Source organism: Bacteroidota bacterium (assembly GCA_040388375.1).
GTDB lineage: Bacteria > Bacteroidota > Bacteroidia > UKL13-3 > UKL13-3 > JAAFJM01.
On the sequence record JAZKBU010000001.1, the window covers coordinates 209,563 to 236,262 of the forward strand.

General features: G+C 35.7%; 28 protein-coding genes. 9 read left to right on the forward strand and 19 right to left on the reverse strand.

The window, feature by feature from the left end:
- The first annotated feature begins 10 nt into the window (after positions 1–10).
- The 5 genes from atpF to V4538_00980 all read left to right on the forward strand — a co-directional run bounded on the left by atpF (position 11) and on the right by V4538_00980 (position 5,004).
- Positions 11–505, forward strand: a complete 495-nt coding sequence (atpF, locus tag V4538_00960; protein MES2379577.1) for a F0F1 ATP synthase subunit B — start codon at positions 11–13, stop codon at positions 503–505.
- Positions 506–509: 4 nt separating this feature from the next.
- Positions 510–1,061, forward strand: a complete 552-nt coding sequence (gene atpH, locus V4538_00965; GenBank protein ID MES2379578.1) for an ATP synthase F1 subunit delta — start codon at positions 510–512, stop codon at positions 1,059–1,061.
- Between the two features lie 15 nt (positions 1,062–1,076).
- The gene (atpA, locus tag V4538_00970; GenBank protein ID MES2379579.1) at positions 1,077–2,654 is read left to right on the forward strand and encodes a F0F1 ATP synthase subunit alpha; all 1,578 of its coding nucleotides are present in this window, start codon (positions 1,077–1,079) and stop codon (positions 2,652–2,654) included.
- A gap of 81 nt (positions 2,655–2,735) precedes the next feature.
- Positions 2,736–3,617 (forward strand): ATP synthase F1 subunit gamma, encoded by an 882-nt coding sequence (gene atpG / locus V4538_00975; GenBank protein ID MES2379580.1) that lies wholly within the window; start codon positions 2,736–2,738, stop codon positions 3,615–3,617.
- Between the two features lie 121 nt (positions 3,618–3,738).
- On the forward strand, positions 3,739–5,004 hold the full coding sequence (locus V4538_00980) for a T9SS type A sorting domain-containing protein (GenBank protein ID MES2379581.1): 1,266 nt from the start codon (positions 3,739–3,741) through the stop codon (positions 5,002–5,004).
- Positions 5,005–5,054: 50 nt separating this feature from the next.
- Here V4538_00980 and V4538_00985 read toward each other — a convergent pair whose 3' ends face one another.
- A complete protein-coding gene (locus V4538_00985; GenBank protein MES2379582.1) occupies positions 5,055–5,549 on the reverse strand; it encodes a hypothetical protein in 495 nt (164 codons plus the stop codon).
- A gap of 88 nt (positions 5,550–5,637) precedes the next feature.
- Positions 5,638–6,054 (reverse strand): SET domain-containing protein-lysine N-methyltransferase, encoded by a 417-nt coding sequence (locus tag V4538_00990; protein ID MES2379583.1) that lies wholly within the window; start codon positions 6,052–6,054, stop codon positions 5,638–5,640.
- Positions 6,055–6,207: 153 nt separating this feature from the next.
- Between V4538_00990 and V4538_00995 the strand changes: the two genes are divergently transcribed.
- From V4538_00995 to V4538_01010, 4 genes are all read left to right on the forward strand, one after another.
- Positions 6,208–6,756, forward strand: a complete 549-nt coding sequence (locus V4538_00995) for a sigma-70 family RNA polymerase sigma factor (protein MES2379584.1) — start codon at positions 6,208–6,210, stop codon at positions 6,754–6,756.
- Positions 6,743–7,402 carry a hypothetical protein gene (locus V4538_01000; protein ID MES2379585.1) on the forward strand — a complete coding sequence of 220 codons (660 nt, stop codon included), beginning with the start codon at positions 6,743–6,745 and terminating at the stop codon, positions 7,400–7,402. The genes V4538_00995 and V4538_01000 overlap by 14 nt, the downstream gene beginning before the upstream one ends.
- Before the next feature lie 22 nt (positions 7,403–7,424).
- The gene (locus V4538_01005; GenBank protein MES2379586.1) at positions 7,425–8,468 is read left to right on the forward strand and encodes a hypothetical protein; all 1,044 of its coding nucleotides are present in this window, start codon (positions 7,425–7,427) and stop codon (positions 8,466–8,468) included.
- 115 nt (positions 8,469–8,583) lie between these two features.
- The gene (locus V4538_01010) at positions 8,584–9,984 is read left to right on the forward strand and encodes an MBL fold metallo-hydrolase (protein MES2379587.1); all 1,401 of its coding nucleotides are present in this window, start codon (positions 8,584–8,586) and stop codon (positions 9,982–9,984) included.
- Between the two features lie 108 nt (positions 9,985–10,092).
- Here V4538_01010 and V4538_01015 read toward each other — a convergent pair whose 3' ends face one another.
- The 17 genes from V4538_01015 to V4538_01095 all read right to left on the reverse strand — a co-directional run bounded on the left by V4538_01015 (position 10,093) and on the right by V4538_01095 (position 26,699).
- Positions 10,093–10,761 carry a hypothetical protein gene (locus V4538_01015; GenBank protein MES2379588.1) on the reverse strand — a complete coding sequence of 223 codons (669 nt, stop codon included), beginning with the start codon at positions 10,759–10,761 and terminating at the stop codon, positions 10,093–10,095.
- Positions 10,682–11,635, reverse strand: a complete 954-nt coding sequence (locus tag V4538_01020; GenBank protein MES2379589.1) for a DUF4157 domain-containing protein — start codon at positions 11,633–11,635, stop codon at positions 10,682–10,684. The genes V4538_01015 and V4538_01020 overlap by 80 nt, the downstream gene beginning before the upstream one ends.
- Before the next feature lie 322 nt (positions 11,636–11,957).
- Entirely contained in the window at positions 11,958–12,440 is a 483-nt protein-coding gene (locus V4538_01025; GenBank protein ID MES2379590.1) for an SRPBCC domain-containing protein, read from the reverse strand.
- A 156-nt stretch (positions 12,441–12,596) separates the two neighbouring features.
- On the reverse strand, positions 12,597–13,064 hold the full coding sequence (locus V4538_01030) for a DinB family protein (protein MES2379591.1): 468 nt from the start codon (positions 13,062–13,064) through the stop codon (positions 12,597–12,599).
- A gap of 117 nt (positions 13,065–13,181) precedes the next feature.
- Positions 13,182–13,862: a hypothetical protein gene (locus V4538_01035; protein MES2379592.1), complete on the reverse strand. Its 681-nt coding sequence runs from the start codon at positions 13,860–13,862 to the stop codon at positions 13,182–13,184.
- A 53-nt stretch (positions 13,863–13,915) separates the two neighbouring features.
- Positions 13,916–14,485 (reverse strand): DUF5946 family protein, encoded by a 570-nt coding sequence (locus V4538_01040; protein MES2379593.1) that lies wholly within the window; start codon positions 14,483–14,485, stop codon positions 13,916–13,918.
- A 187-nt stretch (positions 14,486–14,672) separates the two neighbouring features.
- A complete protein-coding gene (locus V4538_01045; GenBank protein ID MES2379594.1) occupies positions 14,673–15,815 on the reverse strand; it encodes a hypothetical protein in 1,143 nt (380 codons plus the stop codon).
- Between the two features lie 67 nt (positions 15,816–15,882).
- Positions 15,883–15,978, reverse strand: a complete 96-nt coding sequence (locus V4538_01050) for a hypothetical protein (protein ID MES2379595.1) — start codon at positions 15,976–15,978, stop codon at positions 15,883–15,885.
- Between the two features lie 235 nt (positions 15,979–16,213).
- Complete coding sequence (locus tag V4538_01055) at positions 16,214–16,687, reverse strand: phage tail protein (protein ID MES2379596.1); 474 nt, start codon at positions 16,685–16,687, stop codon at positions 16,214–16,216.
- Between the two features lie 176 nt (positions 16,688–16,863).
- On the reverse strand, positions 16,864–17,346 hold the full coding sequence (locus V4538_01060; GenBank protein MES2379597.1) for a hypothetical protein: 483 nt from the start codon (positions 17,344–17,346) through the stop codon (positions 16,864–16,866).
- 290 nt (positions 17,347–17,636) lie between these two features.
- Positions 17,637–18,257, reverse strand: coding sequence for a dihydrofolate reductase family protein (locus tag V4538_01065; GenBank protein MES2379598.1), 621 nt, complete (start codon positions 18,255–18,257; stop codon positions 17,637–17,639).
- Positions 18,258–18,441: 184 nt separating this feature from the next.
- Positions 18,442–19,758, reverse strand: a complete 1,317-nt coding sequence (locus tag V4538_01070; protein ID MES2379599.1) for a hypothetical protein — start codon at positions 19,756–19,758, stop codon at positions 18,442–18,444.
- Positions 19,759–19,929: 171 nt separating this feature from the next.
- Entirely contained in the window at positions 19,930–20,877 is a 948-nt protein-coding gene (locus V4538_01075) for an alpha/beta hydrolase (protein MES2379600.1), read from the reverse strand.
- Between the two features lie 175 nt (positions 20,878–21,052).
- Positions 21,053–21,511 (reverse strand): hypothetical protein, encoded by a 459-nt coding sequence (locus V4538_01080; GenBank protein MES2379601.1) that lies wholly within the window; start codon positions 21,509–21,511, stop codon positions 21,053–21,055.
- Positions 21,512–21,703: 192 nt separating this feature from the next.
- Positions 21,704–22,615, reverse strand: a complete 912-nt coding sequence (locus V4538_01085) for a hypothetical protein (GenBank protein ID MES2379602.1) — start codon at positions 22,613–22,615, stop codon at positions 21,704–21,706.
- A 145-nt stretch (positions 22,616–22,760) separates the two neighbouring features.
- On the reverse strand, positions 22,761–23,798 hold the full coding sequence (gene xerA / locus V4538_01090) for a site-specific tyrosine recombinase/integron integrase (protein ID MES2379603.1): 1,038 nt from the start codon (positions 23,796–23,798) through the stop codon (positions 22,761–22,763).
- A gap of 474 nt (positions 23,799–24,272) precedes the next feature.
- Positions 24,273–26,699: a DUF5723 family protein gene (locus tag V4538_01095; protein ID MES2379604.1), complete on the reverse strand. Its 2,427-nt coding sequence runs from the start codon at positions 26,697–26,699 to the stop codon at positions 24,273–24,275.
- Position 26,700 lies beyond the last annotated feature (1 nt).

Consider the following 26,700-nt stretch of genomic DNA (forward strand, 5'->3'; position numbering starts at 1 on the left):
ATATAAAATAATGGAATTAGTAACCCCAAGTATTGGATTAGTTTTTTGGAGCACATTGGCTTTTGGCTTGTTATTTTTCTTTTTAGGAAAATTTGCATGGAAACCTATCATGAAAACTCTTCAAGAGAGAGAAGATAGTATAGATGAAGCTTTAAAATCAGCCGAAACTGCCCGCTTACAATTAGAGGCTTTAAAATCAGACAACCAACGTTTATTAAATGAAGCACGTGCTGAGCGTGATAAAATGTTGAAAGAAGCGAATGAAATTAAAGATCAGATTTTAGCTAAAGCAAAAAACGATGCCAAACAAGAAGGCGATAAAATGATAGCATCTGCCAAAGAAGCTATTGAAAATGAAAAAGTAAATGCCATGAACCAGTTAAAAACGCAAGTTGCTGTTTTAACTGTTGATTTAGCTGAAAAAGTGCTTCGCAAGAAAATGGAAGACAGAAGCCAACAAGAAGCTTTTATAAACGACAATTTAAAAAACATTACACTGAACTAACAATATGTCTGAATTCAGAGTATCAAGCCGCTACGCGAAATCACTAATTGATTTATCTGTTGAACAAAATAGCTTAGATGTGATTTGTTCAGATATTAAATTATTGCTTTCCACTATTCAAAACAATAGTGAGCTTTCCAACTTATTGAAAAGCCCGGTAGTAAAAGGTGATCAAAAAATGGCGGTAATGACCAAAATATTTGGTACTACTTTCAACAAGTTAACTATGTTGTTTATTGCAACAATAACACGCAAGAAACGCGAAATGTTATTGGAACCGATAGCTGAAAGTTTTGTAACTCAATACAACGAAATTAAAAAAATAGCTACTGCTACAGTTAAAACTGCGGTTGAAGCAAACGCTGAAACAATAGCCGAAATAAAAGCATTTTTAACACAACAAAGCGGTAAAAATGTTGACCTAAAATTGGAAGTTGACCCTTCGTTAATAGGAGGAGTAATGATACAAATGGAGGATCGCTTGTACGATGCAAGTATTAGCGGCAAATTGCGTAAAGCTAAACAAGAATTATTAAACACATATATCTCAAAATAAACTAAAAAAATCAGTATGGTAGAGATTAGACCTGACGAAGTATCGGCAATTATAAGAGAGCAATTGAGCAACTTTAAATCGGATGTTGAATTGCAAGAAGTAGGAACGGTGCTTCAAGTGGGCGATGGAATTGCCCGCATTTACGGATTAACTAAAGTTCAATCTGGAGAATTAATTGAATTTGCTAATGGTGTTCAAGCCATTGTATTAAACTTAGAAGAAGATAATGTAGGAGCGGTATTATTAGGCTCTAGCGATTCTATTATAGAAGGTGACACTGTAAAAAGAACAGGACGTATTGCATCTATAAAAGTAGGTGAAGGTATGGTTGGCCGTGTTGTTAATACTTTAGGATTGCCTATTGACGGTAAAGGACCTATTAGCGGTGATTTGTATGAAATGCCTCTAGAGCGTAAGGCTCCAGGTGTTATTTTCCGCGAGCCGGTTAAAGAACCTCTTCAAACTGGTATTAAAGCTATTGACGCCATGATTCCAATTGGACGTGGTCAACGTGAGTTGGTAATTGGTGACAGACAAACCGGTAAAACTGCTGTTTGTATTGATGCTATCATTAACCAAAAAGAATTTTACGAAGCTGGTAAACCAGTTTATTGTATATATGTAGCTATTGGTCAAAAAGCATCAACGGTGGCTCAGGTTGTAAAAACTTTGGAAGCTAATGGTGCTATGAAATATACTACTATTGTTACGGCTACTTCATCTGATCCGGCTCCTATGCAGTTTTATGCTCCTATGGCTGGTGCTGCAATTGGTGAGTTTTTCCGCGATTCAGGAAGACCTGCTTTGGTAGTTTATGATGATTTATCGAAACAAGCTGTAGCTTACCGCGAAGTTTCATTGTTATTACGCAGACCTCCTGGACGTGAAGCTTATCCTGGTGATGTATTTTATTTACATAGTCGTTTATTAGAGCGTGCTGCTAAAATAAATGCAACTGATTCTATTGCACAAGCAATGAATGATATTCCTGATTCAATTAAACACTTGGTTAAAGGTGGTGGATCGTTAACGGCTTTACCAATTATTGAAACGCAAGCGGGTGACGTTTCTGCTTATATTCCAACCAATGTAATTTCTATTACTGATGGCCAGATATTCTTAGAATCGAATTTATTTAATGCGGGTATTCGTCCGGCTATTAACGTAGGTATTTCGGTATCGCGTGTGGGTGGTAATGCTCAAATTAAATCAATGAAAAAGGTAGCAGGTACTTTAAAATTAGATCAAGCTCAATACCGTGAGTTAGAGGCTTTCTCTAAATTTGGTTCTGACTTGGATGCTGCTACTAAATCGGTATTGGCAAAAGGTGCCCGTAACGTGGAAATATTGAAACAAGGTCAATTCTCTCCTTTACGTGCTGACCAACAGGTTGCTATTATTTATTTAGGTACTAAAGGTTTATTATCAAAGGTGCCTGTTAATAAAGTGATTGAGTTTGAAAAAGAATATTTAAATTTCTTAGAAAGCAAACACAAATCTACTTTAGATGAATTGAAAAAAGGTTTAAGTGATGATGCTGCTGCTGTACTTGAAAAAGTTTGTAAAGAGTTATCAGCTAAATACGTAGATTAATAATAGTAAAAAGTTAATAGGTTGATTGAGGTTGTTTAGGCAATACCGCAATCAACTTATTGACCAATCAACTAAATAAAAATGGCAAATTTAAAAGAAGTAAGAATAAGGATATCGTCTGTTTCATCTACGCAACAAATAACCAAAGCCATGAAATTGGTTTCGGCTACTAAATTACGTAGAGCGCAAAATGCTATTACATTAATGCGTCCGTACGCTACTAAATTAAATGGTATTTTAGCCAACTTAACTGATAGTATTGATATTGATGCTTTGAAGGTATATTTTGATGCCCGCCCGGTTAAAAATGTATTATTGGTTGTTATTACCAGCGATAGAGGACTTTGCGGTTCGTTTAACGCTAACGTAATAAAAATGGCTAACAAGACTATCAATGAAAAATATGCCAGTCAAAAAGCTGCCGGTAATGTAACGGTATTGGGTATTGGAAAAAAAGGACATGACTTTTTCTCTAAACAAAACGTAAAATATATTGATGCTTTTAAAGATGCATTGTTAACGCCTAATGCTGAATCGAGTTTTGCAATTGGTGAGTTTATTTTAAATAGCTACACCTCTGGTAAATTTGATGCGGTAGAGATTGTATACAATCAGTTTAAAAATGCGGCTACGCAAATATTAAGTGCTGAACAGTTTTTACCTATTAACACGGCTACTTTTGCCCAAGAGTCGAACAAGAAGAGTGATTATATTTTTGAACCTAACAAGGAAGAAATTTTATTAGCATTAATTCCGCGTATTTTAAAAACGCAATTGTTCAGAAGCATGCTTGACTCATTGGCATCGGAACATGGAGCCCGAATGGTGGCCATGGACAAAGCTACTGATAATGCAGGTGAATTATTGAAAGCCTTAAAAATTGAATACAACAGGGTTCGCCAAGCTGCTATTACTACTGAAATTTCAGAAATTGTAGGTGGAGCTGCTGCTTTGAGCGCTTAACCCTAATAATAACCTATTATACAAAAACGGCCCGTAATATTAATTACAGGCCGTTTTTTTTGTAACCTTTCTTTATTGGTTGTCGTTTCATACTCAAATTTATTAAAAACAACATACCATTATGAAACAACATTTTTTACTATTATGTACGCTTACATTGTTAAACGTGTACGGTCACGCTCAATCTTTTTTTCCTTCTGTATTTGATGAACCTTTAACAGGTTTAAATTTGTTACGGGATGAAAATCCTTATATTTTAAAGCAGTTAAAAACGAGTAACCCTGCATGGACTAACAGCAAACTGTTTGTTAAGAAAAGAGCACCAAATACGAATTACCTAATACTTGACAGAACTGCCAACTGGGTAAGTGCGAATTGGAAAGATGAACAACTGACAAAGGATAGCTTTGTATTGGATAATAATAACCGCATTGCTACCATTTTTGAAGAAGCCAAAAATATTTATAATGGCACTACTTACTACAATAAAAACAAATACTTTTATAGTTACGATAGTGAGAATCGTTTGAAAAAAATCAATGTACAAACTGCCAGCTCTCCTACTTCAACTAATTACGCAGACAATTATGTGTATGTAATTAATTATACAAATGGTGTAAGAACAAGTGATAGTATTTATGTGGTAGCCAACGAAGCCAGCTATGTGCGTGCTTATTCATATAATAACACCGGTAAACTAATTACTGAATCGGGTATTCAAAGCGGTGATACGGTGGCTAGGACTGACTATAATTATGAGGCTGGTTTACTAAAATCTATCATAGCCAGTGAGTTTAGTGAAACGGCTGACGCATGGGAAATAAACCAGACTGACTCTTTTGAATACAATAGCAATAACCTGATTGTGCAGCATACTATATGGAGCAGCTATACAAGTAATAGTGTTTTTAGCCCTATAGTAAAGGAGAAATATGGGTATACAAGCAATAACAAACTGAATGAAATTATTGTACTGCTGGACACCAACAGTGTATGGAAAAACAAAAGTAAAATAGTAGTAACTTATGATAATACGAACAAGGCTACTATTGCTTATGGGTACAATGCCATTGATGAAAACACCTGGGGTACGGAAGCGACTGAAAAGTATATTTTTGATGAGGTGGCAACGGGTATTGATGTAGTTGCCAAGCCTGCTCACGTATTGAATGTATTTCCTAACCCTGCTGCCAATGAAATAAACATTGCTGCTTTACCTAACTCTATTTTATATTTATTTGATGTAAGTGGTAAACTGGTTTTATCTACCGAGGTGGGTAATAGTATAGTGGATGTATCGGGTTTGGATAATGGTATTTATACTGCTCAACTCGTTAACGCTTTATATAACACCAGTGCAGTTAGTAAGATAGTAATTAGTAAATAGGTTCATTTTATTAAAAATAAAAAAGCCAGGTCTGTATGGACTTGGCTTTTTTACTTGGCGCTTCGTATCATATAACGCACCAGATTTTTGCTTCTGCGTAAATCTCTGTTTTCCATGTTAAAGAAATAGAGTTCGTTTTCATTGGACCATAATTTTCCCCTGTTTTTTTGGTCGAACATAAAGCACTCAAACATGATGGATAAAACTTTGCCGTTATAGCCGTAACTGTTGCGATAAAAATCGCCCACATAACCCATTCCTTTTACGTAAAATGAATCGACTTTTACCACTAAGCTGAACTCGTATTTTGGATTTTTCTTGCTTACTATATAACCCAGTTTGGCAAGCTGTTGCTCGCAGGCTTTTTGTATTTGTTCTTCAAATCGCTTGGAAACAAAAAAAGGGCTTTCGTTTATTATTTTAATTTTAATGGGGTAATTGGGTTTGCTATGTGACCAAACTACTGCCCTATACCAATAGCGTTGCTGGCAAGAAACTGCCGACAATGCAAAGAGTATTAAAAGTAAGTATGCCTGTGGTTTCATTTGCGGTATAAAATTAAAACTTTTAATTTTATACTCATAGTCAAATTTATAGGTGGTATAGATGCCTGAATGGATTGTTTTTTATAAGCTACTGCTTATTGAAATGTGCCCAGTACTTTTTACCGTAACTGCAAAATATTTCCTCACCTGAGGCTATATCGCGCAGGGCTTGCAAACAAACTTTGTTATTGGAGTCGAGAGTTATTTGAGCATTGTTTTTATTTTTACTTAGGGCATCGTTGGCATACTTGGCAAAACATTTGGTGTTTCTGGAGTCCATAATACTGCCGTTTACCATATTAATAAAATAACCATCTAATTTTGCCTCGGCTAATTGCCGGGCTTGTTGGTTGGAAAGTATTTTGCCTTTGAAAATGGCTATTACTTCGTTTTTATAAATGGGCATGGCGGTAAATAAACCATTGCCTGCCTGTTGAATGGTGGAGACTTGGGTGTATAGATAGCTGGCTTCTTTTGCTTCAATTATTTCGGGTTGGCTATCCATTTTTGTTTTTATGCTTTGGGCAACATACTACTTTTAAGGTATGTGGTTAATACAATTAAATATTTTATCTATAAATCAGTTAATTACAATATAATTATAGGTGCCGGGCAACTTTACGGATGTGCTGTGCATTTAAGCATATAGAAAACCAACATGCAACTAAACGCTGTACAACTTAAACACTTAAAACAAGGTGATGCTGCTACTCAAAAGCTGGTATTTGAGCAGTTGTTCAATACCATGTTCAGGGTATGCCAGCGTTATGTAAACAGAATTGATGAAGCGGAGGATTGTGTAATGAAGGGTTTTTTAAAGGCTTTTCAGCAAATAAAGTCATTTGAAGGGGAGCATGAAAACAGTTTTATATTTTGGCTTAAACGCATTATGGTGAATGAGGCTTTAATGGCTTTACGTAAGCAAAACAATTTTAGTCTGGTAAATATTGAGGAGGTAACGGATATTGCTTTTGACGATGCTTACCTGCAACAAATAGATGCGCAATATTTATTTGATGCAATTTTGAAATTACCTACTGGTTATAGAACGGTATTAAACTTATTCATCATTGAGGGTTATAGTCACCAGGAGATTGGGAAAGAACTGGGTATTACGGAAAGCACGAGTAAAACACAATTGGCTAAGGCTAAAGCCAAGCTTAAAAATATAATTACGCATAAACAGTATGGTTATGGAAATGTATAGCAATAATATAATTAAAGCGAAAATTGATTCGGTAATTGATTTACCTGATGGCTATACTCCTAACCTGGATAATAAATGGGAGTTATTGGAGGCAGGTCTTGTAAAACAAAAGGAGAAAAAACCGGTATTGTTTTATGTGAGGCAAACGGCTTGGATTGCGGCTCTGCTTTTATTGTTTGGTGGGGTTGGTCTGTTTTTAATTAAGCAGGTGCAAACTACTCTGGTAACAAAACCGGCAAGCAGTTTTAATGTTACCAAACAAACGGAGAGAAAGGATGTGGTAAAACAAGAAACGGGTAAACAAAATACTATTACACCGGCTTCGCAAAATGACTTTCAAATTAAACCCGCTGCTGTAAAAAAGAATATGGTATTGGAACCTAAAGAGATTATAGAGGAACCTCTTATTGTTTTTATCGACTCACCAAAGGTAATACAAATAGTAGCTGTGGAACAGGTAACGGCTAAAGCCAAACGTTTTGTAGAGATTGACTTTAACGAACCTATTGTATCGGCTAAAACATCGATGGAAAATGTAGTGGCCTCACAAAAATTTAAATTTAAAATTGGCTTTTCTGCGCAGAGTAATGCAGCTGCCGCTACTAACAAAGGCTCGGGCATTGGTCTGGTAAAACAAATTAATTAAACAACAATCAAATTTTATAACTATGAAAAAATGTATGCTTTTAGCTGTGTGGCTTTTTATTGCCTCTACTCAAACGGTATTATGGGGCCAACAGGCAGCCATGTACTTTGTACACCTGAACGAAAATGAAGTAATTAAAACGGATACTTTGGTAATTAAACTAGTGGGTAACAATAAAATTTTATTTATTGGCGATGGTTTTAAAAACATGATGAAATACGCAAAGGCTGACTCGTTAAAAACGCTTTTTATTAATGATTTGGAAGCAGCAAGGGCTAATAAAACGCTGGCTATAGATGCACAGAAGGTATTCTATTTTGTTAATGAATCTGGCAAGCGAAGAATTAAAGCGGAGAATGCAGAGTATAATAATAACTCGGTAGATGTTGGGTATGAAATTAAACGCCTGCAACTGGACTTACCTAAATATGAATACCATATTTATGATTTAATAAGTGGTTACCGAATTGAAATTTATTTGAGCGACCCGCAGGAGCTAAAGAATATATTGGGTAGTATTAGCTTAAACGAGGCTATTAACTATACTTATAAAAATGCTGGTGATGAATTAAAGCGTTCGTATAAAATAAATTTAAATGCGGATAATGGTTACACTATAGCAAGTAAAACGCGTGGTCATGCGGATGCGATTGAATTGGCTCCATCGTTTGGTGTGGGTTTACTTGGTAATACTTTTGCACCTATTGTGGGTTTTGATTTATGGTTAAGGTTGACGGATAAGTATTCGGTAGCTAAATATAAAATGGGTTTGGGTTTAACGGCTTTTCCTTTTGCTAATACTAATCAAGGGGAGATAACGGGTATATCGTTGGTAAATTCGTACGAAGGGCGATTTGCTTTTAATTTGTATGCACAAAACAGGGGTAAAACAACTTGGCTTGGCTTACAGGCGGGCTTAATGAAAAGCAATGATATTAAAACTTTTGACAATGCCTTTAAGTTTGGGTTTTTGTATGAGGGTAATGGTACTTTTAATTACTCGTTTGATATTATAAAGGGTAAGGATTTGTATATATATGGCCTAACTATTAAAATGCCTTTTTAGGGGTTTAGCTCAATAACTTATCTATAACTAAGGCTACGTTTCGGTACACTGGAACGTAGCCTTCTTTTTTAATTGGTAAATAAACTTATGTTTGTTTCTAAAAGTATATTGATACATGAAGGTTAGGTTTATTGGTGCAGCGCAAACGGTTACGGGTAGCAAGCATTTGCTTACTACTGTTAACAATAATAAAATTTTATTGGATTGTGGTTTTTTTCAAGGCAAGGGAAGCGAGGGCGAGGCTTTAAACAGGCATTGGGGATTTGACCCTGCCAGCATTGATTATTTAATTCTTTCGCATGCGCATATTGACCACTCGGGTAATATTCCAGGGCTGGTTAAGGGCGGGTTTAGTGGACCTATTATTTGTACGCCTGCCACGCTTGACTTATGTAAAATAATGTTGAGTGACAGTGCGCATATTCAAATAAGTGATTTAAAGTTTGTAAATAAAAGGCGTGTTAAAAGGGGCGAAAAACCGCTTGAGCCTTTGTATGATTTAATGGATGTTGAAAAGTGTTTGCAACAATTTGTTGCGGTTCCGTATAACCATATTTATACGGTGTGTAAGGGTGTGGAATTATGTTTTACAGATAGTGGACATATATTGGGTAGTGCCGCTGTTAATTTAACTTATACGGAGGATAAACATACTAAACAGTTGTGTTATACGGGTGATATTGGTAGGTATGGTGGCTCTATTTTAAAAGACCCTGAGCCTTTTCCTCAGGCTGATTATATTATTTGTGAATCGACTTACGGGGACAGGCTGCATAGTGATAACTCGGTAAGTGAGGAGGAGCTATTGGGGGTTGTACATAATACTTGTGTTGTTAAAAAGGGTAAGTTAATTATTCCTGCATTTAGCTTGGGTCGTACGCAGGAAATTGTATATGCGCTTGACCAAATGGCTCACAAAGGGTTATTACCTAAAATTGATGTTTTTGTGGATAGTCCTTTGTCTATTAATGCTACTAATATTATGCGTAACCATCCCGAGTGCTTTAATGATGGTATTCTTGCTTATATGCAACATGATGATGATCCGTTTGGATTTGATAAACTTACTTATATTCGGGATGTGGAGGCTTCTAAAAGATTGAATGAAAGAAAGGAGCCTTGTATTATTATATCGGCTTCAGGTATGATTGAGGCTGGCAGAATAAAACACCATGTGGCTAATTCTATTGCTAACCCTAAAAATACTATATTGATAGTGGGTTATGCGGAACCGCACTCGTTGGGTGGTAAAATAAGGAATGGAGATAAGCTGGTAAAGATATTTGGCGAGGAATACGAGGTAAGGGCTGATGTAGTGGTGATGGATTCGTATAGTGCGCATGCTGATTATCAGGAAATGATTGAATACTTGAGTTGCCAGGATAAGAAGGCAGTGAAAAAAATGTTTTTGGTGCATGGCGAATACCCTACACAAGTGCATTTTAGAGATAAATTAACGGAGGCCGGTTTTAGCCATATTGTTATTCCTGCCAAAGGGGAAGAATATGTGATTTAAGATTTGTGATATTGGATTTATGAGAATTGGTACGAGCTGACGCTCGCACCAGCGCGGGTTCTCGACTGCAATAGTTTTAAGACGTTGCGTGCAACGTCTCTACGGGGTTCATTTATTTCTCTTAGGCAGGAATTTTACTTCTGAGAAGTATATATTTTTCTCTGAGAAAATATCTTCTCTTTCTTTGCTTTTACAGCTCATTCGTATATCAAGGCTCAGGCTATTTTGCTCATCTATATCGTTAAACATAAATTCAAACGAACAAGTATCAGCATTATCATTGTATTGCGGGAAAAAATTTAAATGGTTCGGGCCATTATTTTCTTTTGACAGCACATATCCTGCCTTTAAAACAGCGGTACCCTCTTTTGAGTTCACAACAATACTATCATTGTTAACTTGTATAAGCTTATAAGTAAAATTGGTATAATTGGTTCTTTTAATGGATAAAAAAAACTGCTCTTTATGACTATCTGCCATTCCCTGTAATATTAAAGCACTGTTGTTTCCCTGAAATATTATTTCTTTATTGATGGGCAATTGCTCTGGCGGATATACAGTGTCTTGTTCTACTAAAATATAATGGTGGGTTAGCTTATAGGGTTTTTCAAATACTTCATCAAGCCCGGCAATAAAACTAGAGTCGTATTGTAATTTAACGGCCGATGCATTTTGAATGGGGTCTTTAGCTTTTTGCTTACTCTTTTTTCCCGTTGTCTGAGCAGTACAAGTTATAAATCCAGCGCCTAATAGTAGTGTAAAAATTATCTGTTTCATTGTTTTTTAAAATATTAATTGGAACGAGTGGCACGCTCACACCAGCGGGGAACACCTTACCTCCCATCATATCAGCTTCTTTTTCCAAGCCACCATCATCATTTACATTCACTTTGCCATACATCTGCATAGTGGGCTTTACACGCCCTTGCTTTTGCTCCACCACATGCCAAGCTTCGTGTGGAAGATGTTTTTCCTCCCCTGGCCCTAAATGAATATCTGTTCCTTGTGCATGAGCATGTAATTGAGCAGGCTTCGAATTATAATGCACTTTTACATCATCCATTGAATAGCCGGAAAGGTTTTCCATTCCTGAATTCAAGTTATCAGGTAAGTGAGCATTATTTCTCTTTGTTTTAATAGACTTATTTTGCAATGAATAACCATTGTCAACGAATTCTTGGCTTTTATTTTCCGAGAGGTCTTCGTACTTGTAAGAGTTTGTCGTCAACGTTTTGTCTTTTAAATAGCCCCAAAATGTATCCTGACGATTGGGGTTCGTAATGTATTCTATACCACTTACACAATCATCTGTATCAAATTCAAATGTCACATTACCTTTTGCATATAATTTTAAGTCACAGGCCCCATAAGGGAAATAGATTGATGTATCAAGCCAATACTCATAACTGTCATTGTCTATGTTTTCCAGTGTCCATTCTCTTCTATATTGTATTTGTTTACCTGTTTTGTCTTTTAAAAATTCCTTGCTATCGTAAGGAGAAATGCAAATTTTACCTGCCACCACATTGTTAAATGTTAAAGTTCCGAAACCCTGAATAGTAATTTCATTACCAAACGATTTCTGTAATATTGATTTGATATAAATTTCTTTATCTAAGTCAATGTATTTAGCCCAGTCAAAATCTGGCATTAGCCCTGCGCCCCATACTTTAAATATAACTGTCGAAGGTAGAAGAGTTGTCGGGTCAAAGAATATTGTCTTACTGTCGTAAAAGCTAACACTTTTAACGTCATCAAATATTTCTCTTGTCAAGTCAATGGATATTTTCATGCGACTTCCTTTAGTTCTTCATTCCTATTAACAAAAGTATTCTATTATTTAACATCGCAAAAAATTGCTTTGGTTTTGTATACCTATTATATACTCATTTGCAAGATGCGAGCGTGTGCTAATAAAAAAAAGATGCCTCTCAGCATCTTTATATTATTTATGGTATATGTTCGTAATTTAACTACAGCGCACGTTCTAATTTATCAAAACAAGAGTTCCACCCTTGTTTACAATCATCTGCCACTTCAATGGGTAAACCTTCATGCTGCAGCTTCATTTTGGTTTTTCCATCCCATTCTTCAAATTCTACTGTTACCCTCAATTCTAAATCCCAATCTCCGGGCATTCCATAGTATGAAGCCGGGACTATATTTCCCTGCGCATCTGCAAAGCTGTCTGAATACACAATCTTTTTAAGAGGTACAATTTCTTTATAGGTACCTGTTGACCAAGTTACTTTTCCATCGGGGGCTTGCATGGAATTAAAGTATTTACCTCCAACTGTAAAATTAATGGTACTGTTTGGTGCGGTGTATTCTTCGGGACTAAACCATTTTTTAAGGCTTTCGGGTTCGCTCCATGCTTTCCATACGGCAGCAAGTGGACTATTGAAAGTCCTTTCAATGGTAATTGTCTTTTTGTTTTCTTTATTTAAATTTTCCATTGTTTTTATTCTTTAATAGTTACTATTTATAAAAGAATAAAATTCCGGATATTGAACATTAAAAGTGTATCAAAACTTTTGAAAAATTTTACAAAATTCACAGAATTGGTTTGTGTTAATTAAGTACTAATTGGAACCAGCAAAGTGGTTGCTATTTCAGTCATTTGCCAAGAACGCTTTCATTTCACTTGGTTTCGGATAGTGTCCAAGTTGTCGCCTGATGAGAACAATTTCTCCTAAATGAAATGATAAATGAACGCTTACGTCCTGAATGGTTTTTAACTTTTTTTCTATGTCCTTGTCAGTTATTGATAGCTGACTTACTTCCATTTTTATTTGTTCAATTTGTGTATGAAACAAAGCTATTCTTTCCTTTAACAATTTCTCATCGGTCACATTTTTCTCTTCTGCCCAGGTGTTAGCCTCTTGAATATCTACTGAGGCAATACCTTTTAGATTTTTTAATTGAAAGTCTTGCCAAATTGTTAAATGATTTAGTATTTGCCAGATGCTGCTTGGGGTACCGGAGCTTGTTTCGCTCGCTTGCGTTGTGCTTAAATTATTAAGCGCTTTAAAAGTGTCAAAAGAGTCTGAAAACACTTTATTAAATTCAATATTTATCATGGCTGTTTTTGTTGGTAGTTATGTTTTGATTGGCACGAGCATATGCTCGCTCCAGTGTGGCTTTTGAAACCGAAAACTGTCTGCCAGCACTAACGCAAAACCCGTGTTAGTGTTGTTTTATATTATGTTCTGCCGCCTGTTTCTACACTGATTGATTGTTTTGCTAAAATTGTCTTGAACGTCATTGCTATCGATGCTTGTCCATTGCATAATATTAAACTTGTCTTCATACATTGCTTTGCACTTGGCTAGGCTTTCAAAATGATTGTAATAAATATTTTTGTTGTACTCACCAACCAGCCAATAGTAGTCAAAATGATAGGAGTGCACGCAATAGTCGAATTCAAAAAGTTTGATATGGTAAGGCGCGGGATCTAATATATACCTGTTGTCTGCTCCAATAATTCTGTGCTGTTTGTGCTTGTTGTCTTTGGAATAATAAAAGGCAAAGTTATCAGCGGCAAGTTCTGCTACAAAAACGTTCTTTGATTTTAAAGCAATGAATTCGTCAAGTAATTCGTAAAATTTCCAAAAGGCTTTTTCTTCATCATGGTTACAGCTCTCTAAAATCGCAAGCGTCCAATTATATTTTGAACCGAATTTATTTAGTTTCCATTTTGTCCAATAGTTGAAATATTGAAATGGAATTACACTTTCTTTTTGTGAATTTAAATTAAAACTCCAAAGCATGTTGTCCAAATTGGAAAGCTTAATGTCTTTTCCAAAATACATAGAAGGTCTTGTCCTGATTTGTTGGGCAAGGTCAACTACTGATAAATTTTTAAAGTCGTTATACATTTTACTCTTGCTAATTGTGTCTTTGGGTCGTCCTTACAATGACCGCTCGTGTGTTAGTGGTTCGCTGTTTCACTGTCATGTGCTTTACGACTGCCATTATTGTCTAAAAAACCGTCTGCGATTTGTGAAACTATTAAATAATTTACAGCCCACGCCTGATAAACTTCTTCTGCCCATTTTTTTATAAGTTCAACACACTCATTTGCTGTTGTCGCCTTTATCAAATCTTTTGTAGTCATATTTCCCCTTTCGAACGGCTTCGGTGCAGTAAGACAATCGTTGGGTCTGCTTAATTTATATTGGTTCAAATAGTCGCTAAGTAGAGGTGATTTTTTGTAGTCCCATTTTAGCTTTTTGTCAAGTATTAAATTCAGCCGTGTCAAGTGAAAATGGTTACTCCACCGTCCGTGAATTTCCGGGTGTTGCAAAGCGTGAGCGTCAACGCTTAAAAACCTAAACAGGTGATTTTCCGAATTATTAAAGTCCAAAAGGTCGAGTCCATTATTGTAGTTATCCATACATTCAAATATGCCTCTCTGAAAGTCCGCACCACAAAATTGACACTTCCCTTTGTCGTAAAGTTCTATTCCATTTTTCGCTGCCTGGTCTATGAAATTTTGCATTTTTCCTTTGTCTTTCTATGGTTGCTGTGTCTTATACAGTGACCGCTAACGTTCCGCTTTGTTGTAAAGATATGTAAATTTACGGCTAAGGAAAATAAAACCAGCCATTGCGCAGAAGGGAAGGTTGAATTGAGCCACTATTTTTTTACATTACCGGAATGAGCGGACGCTCGCACCATCGGTATTTTTAATCCTCATCTTCTAAATGTTCTTTTAGTTCTGTTTCGGTAAACAGTATTTTGTGATTTGGATTTTTAGGGTAGTTGTTTTGTTTGCTTTCATAAACTTCTCCTTCATCAATCGTCCAACAAATTTGATTATACTTAATGTGATTGTTTTTCCCCTCTTCTCCTTCGTTCCATCTATTTTTATACCTTGTCCAGGTATCATTTTCACAACATTCACATTCGCCAAAATAAACAGCTTTGTAACCACAAATTTCGCAATACGCTACATTTATAAAATGCTTATCAATGTAACTGTAATCAATACTTTCAAAAGATTTTGGAAAATTATTTAATAGGTTTCCAAACCCTATAGTATTTTTTGAAACATATAATTTGTTGTCGGTCCAGCCTTGGTGATTAACTTTGGCTTTCCTGAATTCTATTGTCAAAAATTTATACCTTTCATTGGTGTCTAAATCTTCCAATGAAGCGTGTTTTATTTCTTTCCACTGATAAAAATGGCTGTTATGGTTAAAGCCTAAATCCTCAACAGTAATTACCCCCCGATTTTCTAAATAGTGTTTTCTGCATGCCACATAATCCCAGCCTGAATTGTATCTTATTTTACCTGCTGCTCCACAAGTTTCACATATATATTCAGATTTTTTTTCATATTTCTCAATAATATCGTGAATGGCATCTCCGTATTTGCAATTCGTATAAAATTTGAGTGAAGCATATTTTTCTTTAATGCACGAAACTGTTTTATCCCAACCGTTATCGTTCAACTCTTTAATAAGTTCAATAGTTAAAGGATACCAACCTTCTGAAATCTGCAATTTAATTCCGTTTATATCTGCCAATTTTCTTAAATCAAATGCGTTTATTTCATCATTAATAATAAAGTCGTCCAAACTTGTACAATGCTTATTGACAAACCGGGCATCTTTATAAAAATCCTCCTTTTGTTCGTTTTTTTCGGATAGGTTTTCAAGGGAGAATTGCTCAATCGTAGTTCCGTTGGCTTTGGCAATTCTGGACTGAATTTTATTAATTAAATCCTGGTGTTCGGATTTCTCTTTTGGCTTTAATTTATCCCAATTTAAAGTTACATATATAATAACGCATGAAATTAATAGTGCCAATATGATTGCTGTAGCCATTGTCATTTGTTTTTAAGGTTCATGGTTGGAACGAGCGAATGCTCACACCAGCAGGGCAAACCCCTTGTTAGTTGCCTTTGTTTATTAATTTGTCAATTCGTCTTTTATTCTGTTGTTGCAATAAAGATGGATTTAAATTCATCAATATATTCACTATTATCATTGTTAAGCCTAATAACCATTCGGTTTTATAAAATTTAAATTGGATAATTTCTGGTTATAAAATTTTGTTTTTTTTAAGACTGAATTAACCACCATTCCAACAATAAATGAAATGAAATGAATGTTATTGCAATACTGAATGATAAATATTTATAAGTCATTTTTGTTGGTCTGCTTTGTCTGTAGCTAACTTACTTACCTGTTTAAACGAATATAATTATTCACCATACAAATCATCAAATGGACTTTTTATTCGATATTATAAGTTGTTCGTGAGCAATCTCTAGTGTATCAACTGCTACTTCATTGCCATCAGATTTTAAATCGGTGCTTGTTATTTTTGTTGGCCATGCATTATTTAATTGCCATTGCATTGTTGCGTTACCAGTTTCATCTAATAGTTTTATTAAAACCGTTCGCCTTTTAATCGTATTCATCATTATTTCATTATGCCAATTCCAAAAGGTATTGTCATTTACAAATACACCTCTTTTCATAGTTATATTACCGTATTTAGCTATTCCCGGCATTTTTTCTGTGGAGAAAAGTGGGCTATTACTTTTACGATATTCAATAATTTGGTTTTCAACATCCATTCCAGAAACTTCTTGAAATGCAACACCTTTCATTTCTGTTCCAAGGTCTACTTCAAATCTAAATTTTGGCATTGGCCATGTTGCGTCTTCTCCGCTTCCATCATCTGTTCTCATATTTTTTAGTTAAGATTAATCTATTTTTTAATAATTACCGCTAACACCTCGCGAGCAGAACTCGTTGCGGCTTGACAACTGCGTTTTCTCCATTAGCATAAAACGAAAATAGTAAAAAAGCGCATAACTAACGGAAACTTAGCAATGAGTTTTGCTCGCTGTTAGCAGTTCGTTACTTATATTTTTTGTCCTCCCGATTTAATTTGTATAAAGTCTTCATATTTGGTAAAATACTCTAGTCCTAAAACTAATAGCATCGAGCTTATAATATATACTTTCTGTACTATTGCTGATAAACCCAAATAGCCTAAGCCATAAACGGAAAAGAAAAAGTAATAAGTCAATAAGCAAATAATACAACAGAATTTAAGAAAATGAAGTTTTGACTTTAGGACAAATACAGTAATAGTAAATAAACCAATCAATGTTAAAATGATTGATACTACCCCCAAGTCATGCAAGGGTGTTGCGATTAAGAAAATAAATATTATGTTGGTAACGCCTATAATTTTTAGAATATTAGCCCATTGTTTTGAAGATATCTTTTTTGACATATTGATAAAAAAAATGCCATAACCAACCGAGTGGAATGCCATTCCAATAGTTGCCCAAATCCTACCAAGGTTTTCTGAGCCATTTATGGCTTTTGTTGAAAACAAATTGCTAATGAAATTTTTTGACCAGTCAAACCCTATGGAATTTTTGTCAAGCAATGAGCCACCCGGATAAAATAAGGTTGCTATTATTATCAGAATAATGGAAATTAATAAACTTATTAAAACTGAATATTTCTTAATCATTTGCTTAATTGTCAAACTTTCTACACATACTCACTCGCAAGATGCGAGCGAGTGCAGGGATTTGCGATAGGCGAGCTTTTCATCACAAATGTTCATTCGAAACACTTCAGCCCCCCTATTGCCAAACCGATGTTAGCGGGTCGTTGTTTTTATTTCTTTGTCAGTTTATATCTTAAATGAGTTGTCAAGTCTGACGGTATTATTTCTTCAATTTGTATGTCATATTTATCTTTGCCAATACCCTCAAAGAGTCGGATACCGCTTCCTAAAAAAACAGGTGCAATGTGTATAAAAAACTCGTCCACAAGTCCCGCATTTAGAAACTGTTGAATAGTGTTGGCACCACCTTGTATTCTTATATCCTTTCCTTTTGCTGATTGTCTTGCTTTATCCAAGGCATTTTCTATTCCATCATTTATGAAGTAAAAAGTTGTCGTCCCTTCTTGAACCCAAGGCTCTCTCTTTTCGTGTGTCAATACATAAACGTCTGCTTTATATAGGTCATTGGGCCAACTGGCTTCGCCTTCCTCAAACATTCGTTTCCCCATAATGAATGCTCCTGTTCGTGCGATTGTCTCTCTAATGTATTTTCCGTCAGCTCCATCTTCTGTTCCTCCTTCAAACCCTAAGTATTCCCAAAAAGCTTTTTGATTAAACATCCACGAATGAATTTGTCCTGAAACTCCACCCATAGGATTTTGAGGACTTCTGTTGTCGCCTGCAAAAAATCCGTCAAGAGATATTCCGCTGTCAAAGATTATTTTGCTCATATTTTCTACTATTTTTTAGTTTAATTGTTGTGTTGTTTGGACTGTCGTTTTACAATACGCGCTAACGTTTTGCGGGTTTAAGAAGTTGGCGATTTCGAAGCACAAACTTTCAGCCTGCAATAAAATTTGATTGAAAAACCGAACTTCATTTAACCACTGAGCCACCAATTTCTTAAACCCGCTGTTAGCGGTATCTTTTTAGTTTTATGTATAATACAATGTTCAATATAACGCTAATTAAAAACAGCATATATTTTATTACTTTATAGATAATGTCCAAATTAAATTTTGGTTCATCGGCATATAAATTTGTCTTAGGTTGGATGGATGTACTATTTATTGAAACCGATAAAGTGTCATTTGAGAGGATTCCATTTATGTCAAGTGGCATTAATTTGGGGGAAGAGCATCTGGAAAAATTCCCTATACCAAGTTGTCCTGACGGATTGTCTCCAAATGTAAATATCTTGCCTAAAGAATCAACTGCAATAGATTGAAAGCACCCGCCTCCGATGTCAATAATATTTTTTAGCGATTTTATGAATACAGGGTTTGAGTGGCTAATAGTGTCTCCTGTTCCTAACATGCCGTAATGATTTTTTCCCCATCCCCAAACATTTTTGTTTTCATCAATGGCAAGTGAATGCCAACTTCCGCAAGCTATTTTTGTAAATTTAGGTAAGCCCTTTAACAGTGTTGGCTTGTTATAAAATTTTCTAGTTTCTTCTTGGAACTGAAATGCTGGGTCGGAACCCCAGACCCAGATATCTCCATTATAATCTAAAGCAACAGAGTGATGCCAACCAACTGCTATTTCTTTAATTTTTGGAATGCCTTCAACTTTAATTGCATACCGTTGAAACTCCTCTCCCTTTTTTCCAAGTTCATTAAAAGTATTTCCACCCCATCCCCACACAGAACCGTCTTTTTTTAGAGCCAAAGTGTGATACCCAACTGATGCAATACTAACAACATGACTTAATACTGAAATTTCTGAATTTGAAATTTGCATAACTTCTACTGGCCATGAACTATGTTCTCTTGATCCATTTCCCAGTTCAGCGAAATAGTTATGTCCCCAACACCAAACCGTACCGTCTTTTTTTAACCCAGCCGTATGCAAATGCCCACCTTCAACAGCAATAAAACCTGTATGATTTGGTAATTTCTGTGGCGTTAACTGGTCGTTCACTGATGGACAACCAAGCTGTCCGTAATTATTTCTGCCCCATAAGAATAAAGTTCCATTTTTGTTAAGTGCAATACTATGGTCGTAGCCACGTGATATAGCAACAATGTCACTTAGATTTTTTACTTTTTTTGGAATAGGTGAATTTTCAAGAGTACTGTCTCCTAACTGTCCGAAATTATTTCTTCCAATTGTCCAAACGTTTCCTTGTTTGTCTAAAATTAATGCGTGTCCGTTTCCTCCGTCCAGTATTTGTCCTGAAACGGTTAATGAAGAAATTGTCAATATTAGAATCGTGATAGTCTGTCTCATATAGTTACCGCTAACGTTTTGCAGATTTGCGATGGGCGGGATTTTTACCACAAATGTTTCTTCGAAGCACTAAACTGTCTGCCAGCACTGAACTTGATACAAAGTACAAAGCTTCATTTAAGCACTGAACCCGCTTTTTTGCCAAACGCCTGTTATGTGCTGCCCTTATTTTCATTCAGTCGTTACAAATTTAGTTATGTCTTTCGTCCACTCGTCTTTATATTTTGTCAAGTAATTCTCGTGACCTACGTTTTTATAAATTTTCAATTCTTTTCGTCCATTCAAATTTGCAAATATTTCATCAATTTCAGCTTTACTAACTTTCTCCTCCTGCTGTCCATACATTAAAAGCGTTGGACAGGTAATTTTCTTTGCATATTCAGTCGGATTATGTCCGAAAGCCCAAAAGCCATTTTGCAGTCCGCCCCAAAAAACTAATAGTCCAGCCATTGGAAATGTCGGTGCATTCATTGTCTTAAACCTTGCACAAACCGTTTGATACATTGAGCCAAATGGACACTCTATAATAATTCCTTTTGGTTTAATGGCTGAGTCGCAAATGGCTTTCATAATTGCAACAGAACCCATTGAAGTTCCGAAAAGGAAAATGTTTTTCTCTCCTTTTTCGGTCAAGTAGTCAAAGCAGGTTTTTACTTGTATAGATTCTAAAAATCCAATTGTTGTCTGGCTGCCTTCTGAACCTCCTGAACCCATAAAGTCAACTAAAAATGTATTGAATCCTTTTTCTCTAAACACTTCTGCTTTGTCAAGCATTGATGATTTTTGTCCACCGAAACCGTGGAAGAGAATGACTGTCCCTCTTGGTTCTGCAACTTTAATATTCCAACATTCTATTTTTTTGTTGCTTTTTAGGTTTACTATTTCAAAGTCGGATGAAGGTATTTTATCATTTTCTGGTCTTGGGTTGTTTACGCCAAAAATTATAGTTGAAAATTTTTGTCCAGTCGTGAGTTTCTTCGGGTCTTTAGTTTTTTCAGTTTTGCTGTCAACGAAGTGAGTGAATTTGTATGAATGAAAAATTGCAACAACATTCATTAGAACAAAGATGATTGTCAATGTCCAAATTAGTCGTTTTATTGTTTTTTTTCTATTACTCAAAAGTGTTAGTTTGTTTAAGGTTGTAGGGTTTGTTAGGGTTGTACATAACGTTTGTGTTTGCGCAGTGGTGGCTTCTTGAAACCGCGTCCTGTCCACGTGGGCAAACGTAATATAAAACTAAACTTCACACCTTGATGTCCCGCCACCATTGCGCAAACATTTTGTTGGCAGCTGTTTAATTTTCCAGATACTCAATCATTTGGTCTATGACTTTGTTGTCAGTGACCGTTACAGTCCCGCGTCCATTGGGAATACTTCCTAGTATAGTCGGAGCTGACATCACTTTGTCCCCAATTACAAAGCATATTTGTTTCCCAGTATTTCTCTCTGTCATTTCTTTAAATTTCAATGTCCCCGAGTCATTGAGTTTGAAGTCCAATGAATAAACCCCTTGATCAAAATCTGATTGTACTCTTGTAATCCTGTCGAAATAGACAAATGAAATATAAGTCACAGTGTCTAACTTGAATATTTCGTCACTATTATAAAAATTAAGCTGTTTCCCATTTTCATTTATTTCATAAAGTCCCCCAATTTTGTCTTTATTAATTTTAATTGCACCTGTCTGTCCGTTACAACTAGTCAAAATAAGTAGTCCCGATATAATTACTAATGTCGCGTTGAATATTCTCATAGCTGTCCAAAATTAAATTGCTGCCAACGGTTGACAGCTAAAGGAAGTGCGGAATAAATACTTCCTAACTGTCTTACCGCACTAAAGATATAAATAGTTCCGAAGTGAATTGCAAGCGCCAACAAAAAATTTATACCGCTGAAAAATTGCGCTTGCAGCTTGCACGAACTCCGCATTTTCCTTTAGGTGGTGTTATATGCCGTTTTTATTTTTTTTGGGTGTCTGTAATAAAATTGACCTGTCTCGCAGTTTAGGATTAATTTCTAAGTTTTTTAAAATATTGTCTGCTTTTCCGTGTCCTAATTCTTTCGCTTGTTTAATGAAATTTATAGCTTTATTATATTCGTCTGTCTGTGTTAAAAGTTTTACTCCATATTGAAAAATACTTTCTTTTGTTACAGGATTATATGTAATGGTGTTTGTTTCAATGTCAACCATAAAATAGTCATCAGCAACTTTTTTACTTTTGTATGACAGAATACTATTGATATGATAAACCCCAATTTTATTATTGTCAAGCCATTTTAATTTGTCAAATTTCCGGAAGTCATAGCTACCTACCAATATTGATTTTATAAGATTATTTGTTTTGTCAAACACGTCAACATACAGTTTTCTATTTTCAAAATCTTCATTATAAAATCCTTTCATTTGAACAAAATGTTTTTTGTCGGGACTTACTTTTCTTTCTTTGTAGTGCTTGTAAAAAACTATATTGTCTGCAAAGATTTTGTCTTTTATTTTTTGAAAAGTGCTGATGTCAAAATTATATTTGTCTGAACAATTCTTTATTCCTTTTACAAATAAATTCAATAGTGCTTGCTTACGTTCAAGAATATTCAAGTTTTTCAATTGGTCGTAGTCACAATAAACATAGCTGTCTAAACACAACCCTAATTCGCTTACATTGCCATCCAAACTTTTGTCAAATCCAAATTTGATTATAATTCTCCAGATATTATTTCCTACTTCAACCTTTCGTGGTAAGTATAAATTATATAGGTCTGAAATTAAATAACAAGGATCTAGTATTTTTTTTTGTTCTTCTTCTAATCCTTTTGTTAGGTCTACACGAGACATAAAGTCTTGTAAATACTTTCCCATAGTTTCAATTTTTCAGTCTATTATGGTTGTCTTGCAAAATGGCATATAACTTGTTTATATGTGTGATGAAACCACATAAAAACACCCAAAAGTGGGTAGATATGTGTAGTTTTGGTTACATAATATTATTCCAAATATAATTAATTTACAAATCATCAAAAGGGCTTTTTATGTTTTGCAGGCTTTTGGTGCTTACGTGAGTATAAATTTCAGTAGTTTTGCTACTGTTGTGCCCAAGTAATTCTTGGATGTATCGTAAATCTGTTCCACTTTCCAACAAATGTGTTGCATAACTGTGTCGCAACCAATGTAATGTTACCGGCTTGGTTATTTTACATTTTTCTAAAGCTTGCTTTAATACACTTTGTAAGCTTTCAGCTGTATACTGTTCACCCTTTTTTTGTCCTTCAAATAACCAAATTTCGGGCTTATAACTTTTATAGTAATCTCTTAACAAGGTAATTAATTTATCACTAATTGGCGTTATTCTGTCTTTCTTTCCTTTCGATTGTTTAATAATTAATAGGTTTCTTTTTGAGTTAATGTGCTCAGGTTTTAAACTCAACAGTTCGCTTCTACGCAATCCACAGGCATAAATTAAGCTCAGCATGGCTTTATGTTTTACATTTGTTGGTGCTTCTAGTATTGCTTTTATTTCTTCTTTACTCAATACATTCGGCAATAGCTTTTCTCTTTTGGGGCGGTGAACCAATTCAACGTTGATGGTAGCTCCTTGTATTTGCCTGTAAAATAATTTGACAGCATTCACTACCTGGTTTTGAAACGAAGAAGAAAACTTATTTTTTAAAATATAGTCATTATTAAATCCAATCACATCCTCATTAGTAATTTGTTCTATTGGCTTATAATGATAATATTTTAAAAATGTATGTAATGCATCCGAATATGTTTTAATGGTATTTGCACTATATCTTTTTGAACTAAGCCATCGTTTAAATTGTTCTATTTTTTGTAAATGTATATCACTTAATACAATTGGTAAATCAAGTTTAAACCTCAATCGGTTTTCTTCCGTATCAGGCAAGTGCCACGCTTTTAGCGTTTGGCTCCACCTAACCCCATCTAGCTTTTTTATGCGTGCTATCCATTCTGCATTTTTCTCAAAATAAATGGCAATTCTTTTTACGCCTTTGTGTTTTATGGGTTCTGCTTTCCAATCCATTCTACAAACATAAAAAATGTGAAATAAAAAATACTACCAAAGCTAACCCAACAATTTCACATTTGTTTAAGTAAATGTTTTAGTAAAAAATAAGTATGCTTGATTTTTTTGCTATTGTTTGACTTTTAAATACTATGATTATTTCTAATACCACAATGTGCCAAATTTGCACTTGGTTACGAAGATTTGTTGTGGTTTGCTTGACTCGAACTTGGCTATGTTTAGCCGAAGGATTTTGTATACAATCACTCACAGGATGCTAGCGAGTGCGGGAATTGGCACAAGCAAAAAATATAAAACCAGAGGCTTTTGTATATACTCACTAGCGGGACGCTAGCGAGTGCAGGGAATTGTGATTGGAGATGACACAAACCACGGACAAAAGACGTGGCGTGCAACGTCTCTACGGTTGGTTATAAAAAAACGCCATTGAATGCTTTTCAATGGCGTTTTTTTATATTATTTGAATGTGTATTACTTCACTACTTTAAACTCAACCCTGCGGTTTTTGGCCCTGCCTTCTTCGGTTTTGTTGCTGGCTACAGGTTTGGCACTTCCAAAGCCTTTGGCGGTAAGCTGTGTTTTGCTTACACCTTCGCTTATCAGGAAGTTTTTAATGGCATTGGCTCTGCCTAAGCTTAATTTTAAGTTGGCTGCTGCTGCTCCTACATTATCGGTATAACCTGAAATAGCTAGCTTATATTTCGGTTTGGTTATTAGCAGTTGTGCCAGCTCTTGCAAACTTTCAAGCGAAGTCATTTTTATTTTTGTGGTACCTGTTTCAAACTCCAGGTTGTTAAAGGCTTCTCTTAATACTTTTTTCTCTTCGGCTGTTAGCTGTTTAGTAGTATCGGCAGGTACAGGAACTACTGCTGCTTTTACAGGGCAGCCTTTATTACTAGCCGGGCCAGGAACATCTATACAGTTGTCTATTTTATCTATTACACCATCGCCATCTGCATCCGGGCAACCGTTTAGTTCTTTTGGTCCTTTGTCTAACGGGCATTCATCGCGTTTATCGGACACGCCATCGCCATCGGTATCTGGGCAACCATTGAATGTTTTTAAGCCCGGTAATAGCCTGCATGAATCCTGGTAATCAGGCACGCCATCGTTATCTATATCCGGGCAACCGTTTAGCTCGGCTCTACCTGATTCTTCCGGGCAATTATCATCCTTATCAGGTACGCCATCGCCATCTGCATCAGGGCAACCGTTTAACTTCAATGTTCCGGCTACCGTTGGGCATGAATCTTTTTTATCCGTTACGCCATCTTTATCAAAATCCGGACAACCAAATAACTTAACAGAGCCTGAATCGGTTTTGCAACTATCTTTATAATCAGGTACGCAATCTTTATCCTGATCAGGGCAACCGTAAGCGCATTTTCTGCCCGGCTCGTTTATACAAGTATCTCTGTCGTCCGGTACACCATCGCCATCTTTATCAGAGCATCCTTCTAAATCCCATGAACCGTAACGTTTTTTGCATTTGTCCAGCTTATCTATAACACCATCGCCATCTCTGTCCCTGTTGCGGCCAAAGTTCCAGTTTATACCTGTGCGTATATTAAAGTAGTTTCCATTGTCGTAAACTGCATCACTGCTTAGCGCTGTAATATAAGTTAGCGGTGCTACTATATTATCGGTAAATAAATAGGTTTGGAAAGGCCCTAAGTTAAGGGAGAAACCTAAACCTATATTGCTAATGCTTTTGTTGTAATAAGTTCCGCTTAACCTTAAATCCAATACAGTCCATGCTTTTTTGGTAAAGGCTAAGGTAGCAGCCGGGTTGAATGTATTGCTGTTGAAGTTATTGAATAATATTAAATCGAAAGTATTGTTATAATTAATGGCATATTGGCCTCCGAGGTATAACTTTCCGTTGAGTGCAGTGGTGTATGAACCTGAACTTTCGGTTGGTTTAAAGTTATAGTTTTGTAATGAGTCTACTATGTCTTTTATACGGGTATTGATTACTGAATCTGGGGTTACGCCTACTATTACATCTACCCCGGTATAACGGAATTCGGTAAAGGAGCGGGTGAGTGAGCGGGTATCGTTGTTCCAGGTTATCCAACCCATATTAATGGCACTGGCTGACACGGAGAAGTGCTGGTTGAATTTGTATTGGGCTCCTAAATCAAAGCTAAAGCCGGAACCGTTTTGTTTTAAAAAGTCGTCTGCGGCTAAACTTTTATTGTCTTTGTTTTTTTGATAGGCTGTATAAAAGCCTGCCGAATTCATTTTGTAGTCGGCTGAAAGGTATAGCTCCTGGTCGTTGCTACGTGCGTTAAAATTAGAACGCTCAGTATTCAGGTTGGCTAAACCGTATAGGTAGCTTACTCTGCCTCCTACGCTTATTTGTTTATTTATTTCGCGGGTATAACCCAAGCCAAATGAAATCCAGGTGGTGTAATCCATTTTAAGGTTTGATAAACTGATATTATCGCCTGCTAATATGCCGTAGCTTAAATTATTAAAATTACCGCGCGTACCTAAACGTATAATGTCTTTGGGTATACTGGCTGTTATTTCGGTATTTATTTGTACGCCTAATGAGAAGTAGTTTTTCTTAATGGCTATGCCTAAAAACATCAAATCCATCTGATTGGTTATGTTGATGTCGTTCAGGTTTCTATCGCTATTGCGTAAAAATATGTTTACGGATGTATCGGGCGATTCTGATTTCAGGAAAAAATCTTTGATGCCTACATTAGGTGCATTAAAATGTAAATAAGTAGCCGGAAAACCATAGGTAACATTGGCCTGCGGCCTTATACCGGGGTTCAGGTAATTGCTTTGGGCTACGTTCCTGAAGTTATATAAGTTCTGGTTGGTTTGCGCTGAAACTGCCTGAACGAATGCTATTAATAAAAGGGTATATAAAAATTTTTTCATA

Bases quoted from the DNA above. Each gene is read 5' to 3' on its own strand.
- V4538_01000 (MES2379585.1), top strand. From the start codon at position 6,743: ATGGAAATGTATAGCAATAATATAATTAAAGCGAAAATTGATTCGGTA.
- V4538_01015 (MES2379588.1), bottom strand. From the start codon at position 10,761: ATGAAACAGATAATTTTTACACTACTATTAGGCGCTGGATTTATAACT.
- V4538_01070 (MES2379599.1), bottom strand. From the start codon at position 19,758: ATGAGACAGACTATCACGATTCTAATATTGACAATTTCTTCATTAACC.
- xerA (MES2379603.1), bottom strand. From the start codon at position 23,798: ATGGATTGGAAAGCAGAACCCATAAAACACAAAGGCGTAAAAAGAATT.
- V4538_00985 (MES2379582.1), bottom strand. From the start codon at position 5,549: ATGAAACCACAGGCATACTTACTTTTAATACTCTTTGCATTGTCGGCA.
- V4538_00980 (MES2379581.1), top strand. From the start codon at position 3,739: ATGAAACAACATTTTTTACTATTATGTACGCTTACATTGTTAAACGTG.
- V4538_01055 (MES2379596.1), bottom strand. From the start codon at position 16,687: ATGAGAACAGATGATGGAAGCGGAGAAGACGCAACATGGCCAATGCCA.
- V4538_01095 (MES2379604.1), bottom strand. From the start codon at position 26,699: ATGAAAAAATTTTTATATACCCTTTTATTAATAGCATTCGTTCAGGCA.
- V4538_01045 (MES2379594.1), bottom strand. From the start codon at position 15,815: ATGGCTACAGCAATCATATTGGCACTATTAATTTCATGCGTTATTATA.
- V4538_01085 (MES2379602.1), bottom strand. From the start codon at position 22,615: ATGGGAAAGTATTTACAAGACTTTATGTCTCGTGTAGACCTAACAAAA.
- V4538_00995 (MES2379584.1), top strand. From the start codon at position 6,208: ATGCAACTAAACGCTGTACAACTTAAACACTTAAAACAAGGTGATGCT.
- V4538_01005 (MES2379586.1), top strand. From the start codon at position 7,425: ATGAAAAAATGTATGCTTTTAGCTGTGTGGCTTTTTATTGCCTCTACT.
- V4538_01050 (MES2379595.1), bottom strand. From the start codon at position 15,978: ATGATAATAGTGAATATATTGATGAATTTAAATCCATCTTTATTGCAA.
- V4538_01040 (MES2379593.1), bottom strand. From the start codon at position 14,485: ATGCAAAATTTCATAGACCAGGCAGCGAAAAATGGAATAGAACTTTAC.
- V4538_01030 (MES2379591.1), bottom strand. From the start codon at position 13,064: ATGATAAATATTGAATTTAATAAAGTGTTTTCAGACTCTTTTGACACT.
- V4538_01020 (MES2379589.1), bottom strand. From the start codon at position 11,635: ATGCCAGATTTTGACTGGGCTAAATACATTGACTTAGATAAAGAAATT.
- V4538_01080 (MES2379601.1), bottom strand. From the start codon at position 21,511: ATGAGAATATTCAACGCGACATTAGTAATTATATCGGGACTACTTATT.
- atpF (MES2379577.1), top strand. From the start codon at position 11: ATGGAATTAGTAACCCCAAGTATTGGATTAGTTTTTTGGAGCACATTG.
- V4538_00990 (MES2379583.1), bottom strand. From the start codon at position 6,054: ATGGATAGCCAACCCGAAATAATTGAAGCAAAAGAAGCCAGCTATCTA.
- V4538_01035 (MES2379592.1), bottom strand. From the start codon at position 13,862: ATGTATAACGACTTTAAAAATTTATCAGTAGTTGACCTTGCCCAACAA.
- atpG (MES2379580.1), top strand. From the start codon at position 2,736: ATGGCAAATTTAAAAGAAGTAAGAATAAGGATATCGTCTGTTTCATCT.
- V4538_01065 (MES2379598.1), bottom strand. From the start codon at position 18,257: ATGAGCAAAATAATCTTTGACAGCGGAATATCTCTTGACGGATTTTTT.
- V4538_01025 (MES2379590.1), bottom strand. From the start codon at position 12,440: ATGGAAAATTTAAATAAAGAAAACAAAAAGACAATTACCATTGAAAGG.
- atpH (MES2379578.1), top strand. From the start codon at position 510: ATGTCTGAATTCAGAGTATCAAGCCGCTACGCGAAATCACTAATTGAT.
- V4538_01010 (MES2379587.1), top strand. From the start codon at position 8,584: ATGAAGGTTAGGTTTATTGGTGCAGCGCAAACGGTTACGGGTAGCAAG.
- atpA (MES2379579.1), top strand. From the start codon at position 1,077: ATGGTAGAGATTAGACCTGACGAAGTATCGGCAATTATAAGAGAGCAA.